The following is a 13568-nucleotide window of genomic DNA, read 5'->3' as shown; positions in this document are numbered from 1 at the left end:
GCCAAAGAAAAATGCCCGAAGCGCAAACAAACATATTGCGGTTCGGGCATGGTTTGCTAGCGGGTTTAATGCGTAGCGGCGGCCGACTTGGCAGCTACACCGGATGCAGTGTTGGCAGTTTGCTGCTTGGCCGCGGTTTCCCAACCGCCGCCCAAAGCCATAAACAGATTAATCTGATCCATGGCTATCTGACTATCTGATGCGGCTAATGCCGCATCGGCGTTGGCCAATGTGCGATCTGAATCCAGACTGGACAAAAACGGCGCCCGGCCGGATTGATACAGTTGCCGGTTTTCTTTGGCGACTTGCTGTGCCTTGTCGCGCGCGGCTCGCAGTGCGGCGTTGCGGTCCAGATCATGCGTGTATAGCGTCAGTGCGGTTTCGGTTTCCTTGAGCGCGTTCAGCACAACGCCGTCAAAGTGGGCGAGGGCGCCGTCGGCTCCGGCTTCGGCCGCATGGATGCGGGCACGTGAGCCGTTGTCCGGAATGCGCCATGAAATCAGCGGGCCGATGCCCCAACGTTCGGTGGCAGGGTGGCCAATATCTTCCAGGATACCGGTGAAGCCAGCCGATGCCCCAATCACGATATCCGGATACAGCTCGGCGGTGGCTACGCCAATGCGGGCGGTGGCACTGGCCAATTGGCGTTCGGCTTCACGAATGTCCGGGCGGCGCTTCAATAATGCGGCGCCATCTCCGACTGGAATCGCCTGATGCAATTCCGGTTCGATATTGCACTGGATATGGGCGGCGACGATTTCTGTTGGCGTTTTGCCTACCATCACTGCCAGTTGAAACAGTGCGGCATCATGTTCAGCCTGAAACCGTGGCAAATTGGCGCGCAACAGATCGGCCTGAGCTTGCGCCCGCAGCACGTCAGTGGAACGCCCACGCCCGGCGTTCGCCAGACGTTGGGTTACATCCACGCTGCGATTTTGCAGGTCCAACTCATGCTGTGCCACGGCCAGTTCGTGCGATGCGGAACAACCTTGCACATAGGCACGAACGGTCTGTGCCACGACGTTGACGCGGGCCAGATCCAGCGCGGCCAGGCTGGCCTCGGTATTGGCATGGGCGGCTTCTTCGCCACGCGCGAGCTTGCCGAACAGGTCCAGGTCGTAAGAAATGGCAAAACCGACGTCACCTTCATTGAAGACGGGCAGCTTCTCGGTCAGCAGATAGGCTTCACCCGATTCTTGTGCGCGTTTGACAGCGATATCGGCCGAGCCATGAAAGCCTTTCTCGGCATCCACTTCACCGGCCAGCGCCACGGACCGGCGCAAATTGGCGGACGCCACACGCAGACTGGCATTGGCGGTGAGCGCTTGCTTGACCAGATCATTCAGAACCGGATCGTCATACAGCATCCACCAGTCATCCGGCACCGGTGCGATCGATACAGCCGGGTTGTTGGCGCTGACAAACGCGGCACTGGCCGTCGGGTTTTTGATGGTCGCTGCATCGGGCACCCGATAGTCGGGGCCAACGGTAGTACATGCCAGCAAGCCCTGCAGCAGAGCAAGTGCCAGCGTGGTTTTCAACAGTTTCACGATTTTGCTCCTGCCTTGGCGGCAGCGGGTTTGGCCTGTTCTTTGGCCGGCTCCAGTACCGACACCGTGGCTGTACGACCGGCAATCAGGCGGACATCAGCCGGGACGTCATCCAATGCAATCCGCACCGGAATCCGTTGCGCCAGGCGTACCCAGTTGAAGGTCGGGTTCACATTGGGTAGCAGTGAAGCGCCACTGGTGCGGTCGCGGTCTTCGATCCCGGCGGCGATACTTTGAACGTGGCCGTGCAGCGGTTGGGATTCGCCCATGATGCGGATCTCGACCGGCTGGTTGATCTGTACGCCGTGCAGCTTGGTTTCTTCGAAATAGCCTTCTACATGGAAGGATTGCGCATCAACAATCGACAACACCGGTTTGCCAGTGGCCACGTAATCGCCAACGCGCGGCAGACGGTCATTCAGATAACCATCAACCGGGCTGACTACGGTGGCGCGCTGCAGATTCAGCTTGGCTACGTCCACGGCGGTTAGCGCCTGGGCGAGAGCGGCTTCACCTTGCTGCACTTTCGATTCGCTTTCCTCGGTTACTTCTTTGGCCACCAGATCGGCCAGTCCACGGTTACGTGCGGCCTCCCGACGGGCTTGCGCCAGCGTAGCTTTTTGCGCCGCAACAACGGCAGCGGCTTGCTGTAGTGCGAGTTCAAAGCGGGCATGGTCGATTACGAACAAGACCTGGCCGCGTTTGACCATCTGGTTATCCAGCACTTTGACGTCGGTAATCGGACCGGTGACATCGGGCGCAATTTGCACCACATCTGCGCGCACGTGGCCATCACGGGTCCACGGGGCGATGGTGTAGTAGTCCCACAAATGTCGGCCAACCAGAACGGCGGCGATTACAAAGATCAGGGTAAGGATGACCGGCCCGGCCAGGCGAACGATTTTTTTCATGATTGCAACCAGTGGATCAGGGATACAGTGCCGCCGAGGGCGATCACATAAAGGGCCAGATTGAACAACGAGCGATGCCATACCAGCTTGTAAAAGCCCAGGCGGCCCAGCACAAAGCGCAGGCAACCGGTCACTACAAACGCAATCAGCATCCAGCCCAGCAAACTGGGTATGAATACGCCGTAAACATCAATCTCGCCGCTCATCGGGGTTTCTTTCTCTTCGGGTTTTTCTTGCTGTGGCCACATGGCCACGGATGTTCAAGCAATCTTTATCAGTAACAGTTCAAGTCACTTCGCCACCGCAACTCTTGAAGCCGGCAGCACCGGGAAACAGGCTTACGCGCAATTCCACCAACGCGTTAAGGGCTTCGCGTGAAATCTGGTCTGCCTGGGTCAGGGTGTAGCCGATGGCCATGTCGATACTGCTTTTCAACGCTTCAGGCGCGTGCGGCGCACTTGGTTTGTCGACGCAGTCCTGGTAATGCTGCGCGATGCCATCCAGTACTTGTTCGATAGCGCCGTGTATATCGCCAGATAATTCCAGCTCATCGCGTTGCAGTTCCAACGCGCTATAACCCACGCGCAATTCTTTGAAACCATCGGTCTGGCGATCATCTGCGTTGGCGGCCAGGCGTGGTACCAACTGCCCAAGGCGATCCAGCATGCGGGCGCTGAGTCGGGCGTAGTCTTTGGCATCATGTCCGGCGGCGGTATTGGCCAGGTCTTGCCAACTGGAATGCACCAGGCGATGTGTCGCCAATTTCGTACCAAAAGGACGGGTGACAAGAGTCCATGTCAGCGCAAATACCGCACCGGCAGCACCGGCTATGTTGCCGTTAAAAAACGAAGTGAAGTTGGCGTCGTATGCCCCTTGAATGCCGAGGAACGTCGCTGTGTTCACGGACATCAACATGGCAATCATGTTAAAGCGCGGCAGCGGAATAAGCGTGCCGATAATCAGAAACGGAATCGCCAGCATGGCGACCAGTGTTTCAAATTCATGTGCGGCGGGGATGATCAGGAACATCAGCACGCCGGACAACGCGATACTGACCAGAGTCCAGGTAAAGAACATCCGGATCATTGGCGCGGGTTCATCCATTGCGGCAAAGAAACAAGAAGCCACGGCACCCAAGACCACTGCGCCCGCACCGTCTTCCCAACCCATACCGATCCAGATCATGCAACCGGTGAAGACAGCCAGCGCGGCAGAGACGGTGGAAAACAGCATCATGCCGTGATCGTAATGGCGGCCACCACCAGCCACTTCACGGCGTTGGTAGACCGGCGCCCAAGCTTGGGCTTTGGGATCATTGGCCAGTAATTGTTGCAGATGCAGGCAGTCTTGCCACAGATCGACCAGCGAGCGCAGGCGCGAATGGGCATTGATACTCAGAGCGTCGTGCCAATCCAGATCTGTATGCAAAATCTGCTCAGTGGCATTCAAGCGCGCCCGCAAGTCGTCCGCTTCATTAAATGCCGGTAATGCCGTTTGCATCCACGCTGCGACATCGCGCATCAAGCCTTGCAGGTCATCCGACAACCCGCCTTCCTGGCGACGCAATGTCTGTGTGATTTCGGTGAGCGACGACAGCACCGGCAGCAGCATGCTCATGCGCCCACGCAGTTCTTTGGCATAGCTGACGGTTTCGGTGGTTTCCGGGTCATAAGCCAACTGGCTGATCAGTTGATCCAGCGCGAGGATGTCAGCCGCCAGGCGATGCCGGCTGGCCGGGTGGGCTGCGCCATCCTTGACCGGGGAAAGGGCATCGGCGGCCCAACTGGCGGCGTCACGCAACCATGCGCCAGTACGCGCGCTGATCACAGGCGCTACTTTGCCGGGGAAAACCAGCGCGGCCACCAGACTGGCACAGACAATCCCCACCAGAATTTCCTGGGTACGGGCGCTGGCGATATCAAAAACGGCTTGTGGGTTATTGACCGAGGGCAGGGCAATCATCGGCAGCGTATAGGCTGCCAACATGAAGACGTAACTGCGCGGGGTGCGATCCAGCAACGAAAAATACAACAGCGCGCCGGTCCACAAACCAATAGCGGCAGACAGCAACACTGGCGCGTTGACCAGCACCGGCACGATCACCACCGCCGCACTGGCACCCAGCAATGTGCCCAATGCACGGTACAAAGCCTTGGAGCGGGTAGCGCCAGTGAGCGGATGAGAGACAACGTAAACCGCTGCCATCGCCCAGTACGGGCGAGGCAAACCCAAGGCCAGCGCTACATACAACGCCAGCATTGAGGCGAAAAAAACCTTGAACGAGAACAGCCAGTCTCGTGGGGAGGGCCAGTGGTTCATGGTGATCGGCTATCGTGAAGACGAGGTTTCGGATTGAGCAGCGGCAGTTTCAATCGCGTTGAAAACCCGCAGCGTGGCCAGGAGATCTTCGCGACTGATGTCGCTGAGCACTTCGGCCCGCAATGTAATCAGCGCTTCTTCGATCTTGTCGCTCAAGGCACGGCCTTGTTCGGTGAACCACAGGGTATTGGCGCGGCGATCCACCGGATCGACTTCGCGCCGGATCAGGCCAGCTTTGGACATCTGGTCCAGCAAGCGCACCAGCGACGGGCTTTCGATGCCGACATAGTCTGCGAGCACAACCTGCCGCACTCCCTCGCCCAAGCGGCCAATAAACAGCAGGGGCGTCGCGCAGGCGGCGGAGATACCGTAAACGGTAACCACGTCGTGCGAAACCTGGCGCCAGTGGCGGCCAACCTGCAAGAGTGAACTCGTCAGGGCGAGTCGCAGTGTGTCTAGATCATCCATCCGTAAAAGTTACCATAGATACTATTCGTTAGCAAGCTAACTATATTATCCATTTGGCATTGCTGCTGGACGGCTAAGTTCACGTTAGCCGTTACGCCAGTAAAAATCAGCGGATGAAGGGGTTGGATGGGGCCAGCGGTCGGCCCGTCAATCGATGGGTTGATCCGAGATATGCGAACTGAGCGCGTGCGCCATGCCGCGAGTTATCTTGATCATGTCCGCTTCACTGCGCTCAAGCCCATATACGGTAAGCGGAAAATTGAGCGGCTGCTGCAATTGCCAGATTTTTTCATGCGCGCTAGCAGGCAGAATCTGCGCTGGCTGGCCAACGGCTACCCAGCCGATCGGCACGACCGCGCCAGGCGGGACATGTGTTTTGATGTGTACCACGGCGTGGATGCGTATTTCGCAGCCTTTGCCCAGATGTGCCGCGTGAAAAACGGCGGCGCCAGTTGCCACAAAGACTTCATCCTCAATCGTACAACCCGCAACGTGCGTACCCGGGCCAATCAAACAATTGTTGCCGATAGCCAGCGAGTGCAAGGCGGTACTGCGCAGGACTGCGTTTTCCATGACGATACATTCGCTGCCAATCACGATGTTGCCGCCTTCGGCGATGATCTGTGCGCCAAACAAAATGCGGCAATTGGGCCCAATCACCACGTCACCACAGACAACGGCATTAGGAGCGACATAGGCGCTGGCGTCGATACGGGGAGATTTGCCGGCGTGACTGAGCAGCATGAGTCACCTTGAGAGGAAAATTCTGAGTGGCCGCCAACATGCGGTTGGCAATGTGCAGACTAACTCTAGCCAGGATGCCGGAAGTATGTGTAATGAAGAGGGAAGGCGTGTTGCGCGAAAAGCGCAGGAGAGGGGTAGTCCAGAAAACAAAAAACCCGACGTGTGTCGGGTTTTTTTACTTCAGCGCTGTATGAAAATCACAGCACTTGAATGTTCGAAGCTTGCTTGCCTTTTTGGCCGGTGGTCACATCGAAGCTGACCTTCTGACCTTCTTGCAGCGACTTGAAGCCGCTGGAGTTGATCGCCGAGAAGTGAGCGAACAAATCTTCGCCACCATCATCAGGGGAAATGAAGCCGAAGCCCTTAGCATCGTTGAACCACTTAACCGTACCGGTTGCCATTACCTATGTTTCCTATGTCTTAAGATGAGCAGACGCTCAGTGAACATATAATACGCAAGGCAGGGGGCTTGCACAATTCTTTACTGAGTGAAAGGCGCGTTTCGGGCCACTTTTTTTTGAAAAAAACCGGAAAACCGCCAAATCCGGCCTATTTTGTGCGGTTTTCACGCCACATTTTTGAGGCGCGCGGACAGATTTCTGCTGTTTCTCTGCCTCGGGTGGTCAGGCCAAGGGCATAAACGGCGGTACTTCGGGTCGCTACCAACTGGGCGTTTGTACTTCCCGGCAGCAAAAAAGCCCGACTTTTGATCGGGCTTTTTGCATGGGTTCTCGCATCACGGCGTGACGCAATAAGGCCGTTGTTTATTCTTGCGGTGTTTCGCCGGTGGCATCCGCTACGGGAGTGGGCGCTGCAGCGGCAGCTTTTGCGGCGGCAGCTTTTGCCGCTTGTTGAGGTTTGGCCGCCTGGATAATGCTGGCAGCGTTTTGTTTTTCCGAATCCGTAATCTCGCCGTCGGGCTTGCCTTTGAGATTGAAGCGCTTGCCGCCACGGGCCAGTTGCTTTTGATAGGTCAGACGGGCGCAATGCTGGCTCAGCGCGCGTTTAACTACCACCGCATCAAAATGCGGCAAGGCAGCTACCAATACATCCAGAGTCCCGATGGCCAATGGGCGGTTTTCCCGCAGTACCGCAAACCGGCGGTACATCTCTTCATTGATCATTTCGAGCTGTTTGCGTTTGCTCTGGGTGCCAATGGCTTTTTGCAGGGCATCGCTGAGGGAATTGGAAGACATGTTTGGCAATTTCAGGTTCTTGATTGGCGGCAGCATACCGCGCTGGCCGCATGGACTCAATGTTCACGGGCTTATGGCACGCGGTATGTGGTGAATTTCCACGCTTTTGTGGCAAAACGAACAAATCGTCTTTACAGGGCCCGAATCATGGCGCATTACGGCTCAAGGCCATTTGACGTAAATCTGGTCCAGTACTGGATTGTAATAGATAAAAAGCGGGGTCAGTCCCCGCTTTTTATCTTGACAACTGCCCGGTAGTCTGATTAACACTTTCGTGTTTGAAATAAATCAGACGGCAGCTGCCGTACGCTGTGGATGAAAATGTTGTGCCGCTGCCAGAAAGACGTCAAAGACCTGTCGCGCTGCGGTTAACTGCGCGGGGAAGTGATCAGCGTCGATCTGGTCCAGTTGCTCGGCAAACGAGGTCCATAACGGCAACTCTTCGTTATAAGTCAGGTAAGCCGTTGCCGCATGCAATTGCGGATCATCTGCCGCGAGGACATGCCGGGCTTGGGCACCGGCGCTTTGGCGCACGATTTCCAGCACATAAACCGCGCCAGCAAGGCCTTCGGGATCAATCGCCGGAATCTCGATGGCCGGTGGCGTGTTTAGACCCAGCGTACTCAGGTCTTTAGCCAATGCGGCGCGGCGGGTACGTTTAGACCAATCCGGTACCAAACGGCTGACACCGGATGTTTCCAGCCGTGCTTCCAGCGGGAATAGGGCTGCTGCCTGGGCTCGCAAAAATGCCGTGTAACCGGGCAGGGTGGTAATGGCAAAGCCGGCAAAAGCCTGGTCTAGTGCTTCGTGCCGGTCTGCGGTGGCCAACTTCAGATCGATTCTGGTAGTCATGTCGTCCTCAGTGCGCATCCGACTGATTGCAATGCAACAATCGGGGTGGCGGGGGACTAACACTATAGTCCAGATTTCGGATATTGATCACATTCCCATTAAAAAGCGTATACAAGCTGCATCAGTGGTGTTAATCGCGCGTATAGATTAAGAGGACGCAAGTAATTAGCCAGGCGCCAATACTCGTGCTGCGCGTGGTTTGCGAAACACCAGCCAGTTGCCAGCCATAACCAGCAATACCCCAGAAATGGCCAGCGGCGTCCAGCGGTAGCCTTCCATCACCGCCGAAACATTCAGTGCCACCAGCGGAAACAACACCGTGCAATAGGCGGCTCGTTCCGCACCCAGGCGCCCAACCAGCATCAGGTAGGCGGTAAAGCCAATCACCGAACCGGGAATTGCCAGCCAGAGCAACGCCCCGATATAAACCGGCCGCGTATCAAAAACAAATTGCTGACCTGACAGCATGCTGGCCAACAACAGCACCAATGCGCCAAACAGCATCCCCCACGCGTTCGTATAAAGCGGCTTCAATCCTTGCGACTGCAAGCGGGCGGACAACAAGTTGCCAGCAGAAAAACACAGCGTGCCAGCCAAGGCCAGAGCTAGCCCGAGCAATGTTTTCATGCCGTCGTGGTGGGCCGAGAACTCTGGTGAGAACAACGCAACCAGTCCCATCAAACCGACCATCCCGCCGGTAATCACGTTAGAAGCAATGCCTCGGCCCATGAAAACGCGGGCGTTGACGGCATTCCAGAGTGTCGAGGTAGAAAACACCACGGCTTCAAAGCCGGTCGGGATGTAGCGGCTGGCATTGTAAAAGCACAGGAAGTTGACGCAAAAAAGGCATAACCCCTGGATCGCGACCAGCCCCCATGCATTACGCGGCAGGGGTTTGAGTTGCTTGCGCCAGGCCAGAATTACAATCAATACCAGCGCGGCCAATCCAAAACGCCAGGCAATGGATAGCGCCACGGGCGATATGCCCAGTTGCAGTTTGATCGCGAACCAGGTGGTGCCCCAGATCAGAACGACGGCCCCATACAGCAAGATATTCATTAGATAAGTGTCCAGCTCAACCCACAAGAATGCCTCCAATTAAACCGGCCAGCTGGTCCGACTGCTTGCATAATCTTGCGGTTTTGTTGTTGCCCGAGAGCGCGTGCGCAACGCTTTGCGTAAACTGGCGAAATGGACTCCCCAGCGTTAACCCACAATGTATTTGCCACACTGAGCCGCTCGCGCGCTGCGCTGGAGCGTTCTGGCTCGCTGGGTGACGGCATGGCGGTTGCGCAATGGAACAACCATAACGATGCAACTACCTATCGCGGGCCGGGGCACCACACGCTGTCGCTCTATCTGGCTGGCGGTTATCAAACCTGGCGGCGAGACAGGCCCGGAATTTATGGCGCACCCGGCAAGTTGTGTTTGTTGCCGGATGAACACGAGTCCGAATGGGTGATCGAGGGTGATCTGCGCTTTGTGCATTTGTACTTCAAGCCCGAGCACTTTGCCCAAGCCACGGTGGCATTGCTGGATCGCGAGCCGCGCAGCCGGCAATTGCGTGATCTAACCTATGCCGATGATCCGGTCCTTGCCGCGTATTGTGCGCAAATCGTGCAACTGAACTGGCAAGACACCGCCAGCCATTTGGCAGCCAACGAACTGGCACACGGCGTATTGGCCCGCTTGATCCTGGAACACAGCGGTCCGCGTGCTTACCTGCCTAAAGGCGGTCTTTCTGCTGGCGCACGGCGGCAGGTGCTCGACTATATAGATAGTCATCTTGATAGCAATATCACGCTGGGTGGCTTGGCGCGCCTGGCCGCGTTATCCGAGTTTCATTTCGCTCGCGCATTCCGCGACAGTTTTGGCATGCCTCCACATGCGTGGTTGTCCGCTCGCCGTTTGCAACGCTCACGTCTGTTATTGCGGGATAGCAACTTGCCTTTGGTAGACATCGCCACCGCCTGCGGCTTTGCCAATGCCAGTCATTTCAGCAACCGCTTCCGTGCTGCCGTGGGTGCCAATCCCTCGCAATACCGCGCGGTCCTGCGCAAGTAACCTGCCGTTTCCTCCAGCAAATTCCCGCGAAGTCTCCAACCTGACCAGGCTTGAGTTCAGTTTGGCGTATTAATTTCATCTGCAACCTTACCAACCGTTCGTCATATTTGGCATACGTGTTTAGCTATGTACCTTGCAAAGAAAGGTACGTGGTTATACGATCTACTCAATGTATCGTGTATTGCACGGTAGGCCGGAAAAGCGAATAGCAAAGGTCCGGCAGGAGAGTGGGGTAATCGACTGGTGCTGTGTTAATCCGGTTGATATCGCCCAACAGGATTAGCACATCAAGTCAGCGTGAACTGGAGCAAAAGAAAATGAACCAACAAGCATTCATGTCGCAACTGGAACGTAGTCTGGCCGGTCTGGCCCACGCCGATATCGAACAGATTCTGGCGGATTATGCCGAGTACTTTCGGGCGGCTATCCAGTTGGGGCGCCGGGAAGAAGACATCGCCGCCAGCTTGGGTGATCCCAAACGACTGGGGCGCGATCTGCGTGTGCAGAAGCTCTACGGGGCGTGGCAAGAGAAACGCACCTTTAGCGGACTTGTCCGCACCGTGGCCGCGATTGCCCGACTTGGCGTGCTTAACTTTTTGCTGGCTATCCCGTTCATGATTTATCTGTGCGTTCTGACAATGGGGATCTTTGTTAGCGGTGCGCTGGCCACCGCCGGTTTGGTCGCGATCGTGGCGCTCGGTGCGCATGCCGCTTTCGGCTGGCCCCAAGTCAAACCAACCGATGCCACTACTGGTTCGGGAGATATAAAGGTCGTGGCATATACCCCGGCGGCGGGCAAGCCTGAGACTTTCCGCTATCGTAACGACGACGTGGAAATCCAGCTCAATAACGGGGACCGCATCCAGCTGACTGATCGCAATGGCACTATCACAACCCTGTTTGCCCAGAATGGCGCGCTGTTCCACGAAGGCAGCCCGCAAGAGGGTATGCGTCATGGCTACCGGGTTGCACAAAATAGTCTGCGCGCTGTGGATGTGAAAACAACTGATGGTGAAGTACTGGATTGGTCCACAGATAATAAACTGAACCGGATCGACTGGTATGAAATGGACCATAACGGGGTATCAAGCACTGTCATCACCCCCAAGGCCCATGACAAGAGTTTCATGCTGAGTTTTAACGACGACGAGTTCAGCTTGCATGCTTCAACCGCACCGCATCCTGTAACCAAAGCACTGAAGGCATCGTTGGGTGTGTTGATCGGCGCCGGACTGGTGTTGTTCTTGCTGCTCAAGTTGGCATTGATGACCTGGCGTGCGGTGGTGCGCTACGGCCGCGACCAGATTGCACAGATTCCACTGCATCTGGTGCTGTAGGTTGATGCGCTAAAAACCGATGTGGATTTGTAATGACAAAAGCCGGCGCTGCAGCCGGCTTTTGTTTTATCTGGAATTGCCAGGCGTTTATAGGATGTCAGCATGGCGTCGGATTGCCGGTATGGCCTAGCAAGCCGGATGGCGTAATTGGAAGCTCTCTGTTTACGGGAAAATCGCCATCTCTTATATCAGTAGGAGAATGCCTGTTTTGCACCGCAGCATGGCTGTTTTTAAGTATATCGGCCGTTTTCCCGCCGCCGTAGAATGCGCTTCGCGCGATCCGGTCAACAGGTTGTACCTGGAAAAAACCGGACGACGCACTGCGTAACGCGTAATCGTGTGCTGTCATTTTGATCCCACCGCTGTGGACTAGCGGTCTGACTTCATTCTTCGCTTTGCAGCAGGTTCCAGTGCTGGGCCGGTGCATTACCGCCCGTTTTGCAAGTTGAGTTGTGGAGCTCCTGAATGTACCCATCTGCCAATAACCAGAAGTTTGGCAAAGCATTGACTGTTCTTACTTCACTGTTCTTTATGTGGGGCCTGATTACCTCGCTAAACGACATCCTGATTCCGCACCTGAAAGCCATTTTTTCGCTGAGCTACCTTCAGGCCGCGCTGATCCAGTTCTGTTTCTTTACCGCTTATTTTGTGGTGTCGTTTCCGGCGGGTTTCATCATTCGCAAAATCGGCTACAAGCGCGGCATCGTCGCCGGGCTAGTCACCGCTGGCGTAGGCTGTTTATTGTTTTACCCAGCCGCTGGTGCGCAGTCGTATGTGTTTTTCTTGTCTGCGCTGTTCATCCTTGCGGGCGGGATCACCTTCTTGCAGGTAGCTGCCAATCCGTACGTCACTGCATTGGGTAATCCGGACACAGCATCCAGCCGCCTCAACCTGACGCAGGCGTTTAATTCGCTTGGCGCTACGCTGGGACCATTGCTCGGCGCCGTTACCATTCTGGCTGTCAATACTGAATCGGGCAGTAACACTGTCAGCAATCTGGCAACACAAGCAGCCTCGGTGCAAACGCCGTACCTGGTTTTGACGGGCGTGCTGTTTGCCTTGGCTGCGGCAATCTGGCTGATTCGGCTGCCGGTAATCCAGGAGGTCGACGAATCCGCCGATCAACAGGCCGGTGCTCATGCCTCGCACCAGGGCAAACAATCTGTCTGGGCATATCGCCACCTGGTATTGGGTGCGCTGGGCATTTTTGCTTATGTTGGAGCGGAAGTCGGGATTGGCAGCTTTCTGGTCAGCTTGATGGGACAACCACAAATTGCGGGCCTTACGGCTGAATCCGCTGGTAAATATCTGGCCATTTACTGGGGCGGGGCGATGGTGGGGCGTTTTGTTGGCAGCGCGCTGATGACCCGGATCAACCCTGCTCGCATGCTGGCCTTCAATGCACTGGTCAACGTGCTGTTGATTGGCGCTGCCATGATGTTGGGTGGTCATATCGCGATGTGGGCGTTGATCGTGGTGGGATTTTTCAACTCGATCATGTTCCCGACCATTTTCTCGCTGGCACTCAAAGGTCTGGGTCGCTTCACCAGTGAAGGCTCGGGCATTCTGTGTATGGCTATTGTGGGTGGCGCAATCGTGCCGGTCATTCAGGCTTACTTTGCTGATCGCATGGGCATTCTGGCTTCGTTTGCAGTGCCGCTGGTTTGCTACTTATATATTGTCTATTTCGGCGCTCGTGGTCATCGCGTACAGGATGAGCAATCCGCTGCCGAAATTGGTGCCATCGCAGTGAGCCCGGCCAAGGGCTGATGCGGTAGTCGCGACGTATGTATATTTATACATATATAGAGCGACTGATTTCCGCTTGCTCCATATGAGGTTCACGCAACAAAAAGCCGCTCGCCAGAGCGGCTTTTGCTTTGGTGCTGTGGTTTTTGGGCGCTTTGCTGTGGTTTTGGGGTGTTTTACGGTGCAGGAAGAGGTGCTGAAGCAGGGGAGAAGGCAGTGTTCTGCGGGGTAGGGCGAGGGGTCTGTCACGGGACTGCAATGATCGCTGAAAGAAATATTCTTACGGATCAGGGGTTTGTGCAGGCGGGGTGAAGAATGTTGCAGGAAGGTGTTGACGGGTGCCGGTCTGGTCCGTATAGTTCGGTTTCTCCGCTGCAG

13 protein-coding genes are annotated in these 13568 nt (G+C 56.1%); 3 read left to right on the top strand and 10 right to left on the bottom strand.

Annotation, left to right across the window (positions count from 1 at the left end):
* Positions 1 to 65: 65 nt before the first annotated feature.
* The 10 genes from P4L78_RS17575 to P4L78_RS17530 form a co-directional block, all read right to left on the bottom strand.
* The gene (locus tag P4L78_RS17575; RefSeq protein ID WP_309329458.1) at positions 66 to 1550 is read right to left on the bottom strand and encodes an efflux transporter outer membrane subunit; all 1485 of its coding nucleotides are present in this window, start codon (positions 1548 to 1550) and stop codon (positions 66 to 68) included.
* Entirely contained in the window at positions 1547 to 2461 is a 915-nt protein-coding gene (locus tag P4L78_RS17570; RefSeq protein ID WP_309329456.1) for an HlyD family secretion protein, read from the bottom strand. Before P4L78_RS17570 ends, P4L78_RS17575 begins: the two co-directional genes overlap by 4 nt.
* Entirely contained in the window at positions 2458 to 2709 is a 252-nt protein-coding gene (locus tag P4L78_RS17565) for a DUF1656 domain-containing protein (RefSeq protein WP_405051578.1), read from the bottom strand. The genes P4L78_RS17570 and P4L78_RS17565 overlap by 4 nt, the downstream gene beginning before the upstream one ends.
* A 37-nt stretch (positions 2710 to 2746) precedes the next feature.
* Positions 2747 to 4780 carry an FUSC family protein gene (locus tag P4L78_RS17560; protein ID WP_309329455.1) on the bottom strand — a complete coding sequence of 678 codons (2034 nt, stop codon included), beginning with the start codon at positions 4778 to 4780 and terminating at the stop codon, positions 2747 to 2749.
* 9 nt (positions 4781 to 4789) lie between these two features.
* Entirely contained in the window at positions 4790 to 5248 is a 459-nt protein-coding gene (locus P4L78_RS17555) for a MarR family winged helix-turn-helix transcriptional regulator (RefSeq protein ID WP_283150018.1), read from the bottom strand.
* A 147-nt stretch (positions 5249 to 5395) separates the two neighbouring features.
* Positions 5396 to 5992, bottom strand: a complete 597-nt coding sequence (locus P4L78_RS17550; protein ID WP_309329453.1) for a gamma carbonic anhydrase family protein — start codon at positions 5990 to 5992, stop codon at positions 5396 to 5398.
* Between the two features lie 197 nt (positions 5993 to 6189).
* On the bottom strand, positions 6190 to 6393 hold the full coding sequence (locus tag P4L78_RS17545) for a cold-shock protein (protein WP_283150016.1): 204 nt from the start codon (positions 6391 to 6393) through the stop codon (positions 6190 to 6192).
* A 363-nt stretch (positions 6394 to 6756) separates the two neighbouring features.
* Entirely contained in the window at positions 6757 to 7188 is a 432-nt protein-coding gene (locus P4L78_RS17540; RefSeq protein WP_309329451.1) for a ProQ/FINO family protein, read from the bottom strand.
* A 288-nt stretch (positions 7189 to 7476) separates the two neighbouring features.
* Positions 7477 to 8040, bottom strand: a complete 564-nt coding sequence (locus tag P4L78_RS17535) for a biliverdin-producing heme oxygenase (RefSeq protein ID WP_309329449.1) — start codon at positions 8038 to 8040, stop codon at positions 7477 to 7479.
* 165 nt (positions 8041 to 8205) lie between these two features.
* A complete protein-coding gene (locus P4L78_RS17530; protein WP_309329447.1) occupies positions 8206 to 9099 on the bottom strand; it encodes an EamA family transporter in 894 nt (297 codons plus the stop codon).
* 132 nt (positions 9100 to 9231) lie between these two features.
* Here P4L78_RS17530 and P4L78_RS17525 point away from each other — a divergent pair, with 132 nt between their 5' ends.
* The 3 genes from P4L78_RS17525 (at position 9232) to P4L78_RS17515 (ending at position 13211) form a co-directional block, all read left to right on the top strand.
* Positions 9232 to 10104, top strand: a complete 873-nt coding sequence (locus tag P4L78_RS17525) for an AraC family transcriptional regulator (RefSeq protein ID WP_309329445.1) — start codon at positions 9232 to 9234, stop codon at positions 10102 to 10104.
* A 317-nt stretch (positions 10105 to 10421) separates the two neighbouring features.
* Positions 10422 to 11441 carry an HAAS signaling domain-containing protein gene (locus P4L78_RS17520; RefSeq protein ID WP_309329443.1) on the top strand — a complete coding sequence of 340 codons (1020 nt, stop codon included), beginning with the start codon at positions 10422 to 10424 and terminating at the stop codon, positions 11439 to 11441.
* A gap of 465 nt (positions 11442 to 11906) precedes the next feature.
* Positions 11907 to 13211, top strand: coding sequence for a sugar MFS transporter (locus tag P4L78_RS17515; RefSeq protein ID WP_309329442.1), 1305 nt, complete (start codon positions 11907 to 11909; stop codon positions 13209 to 13211).
* The last annotated feature ends 357 nt before the right edge of the window (positions 13212 to 13568 follow it).

It is taken from the genome of Silvimonas sp., from assembly GCF_031291215.1.
In the GTDB taxonomy this organism is placed as follows: domain Bacteria; phylum Pseudomonadota; class Gammaproteobacteria; order Burkholderiales; family Chitinibacteraceae; genus Silvimonas; species Silvimonas soli.
The sequence above is the reverse complement of the archived record's forward strand: the minus strand, read 5'-3'. Positions and strand labels throughout refer to the sequence as shown.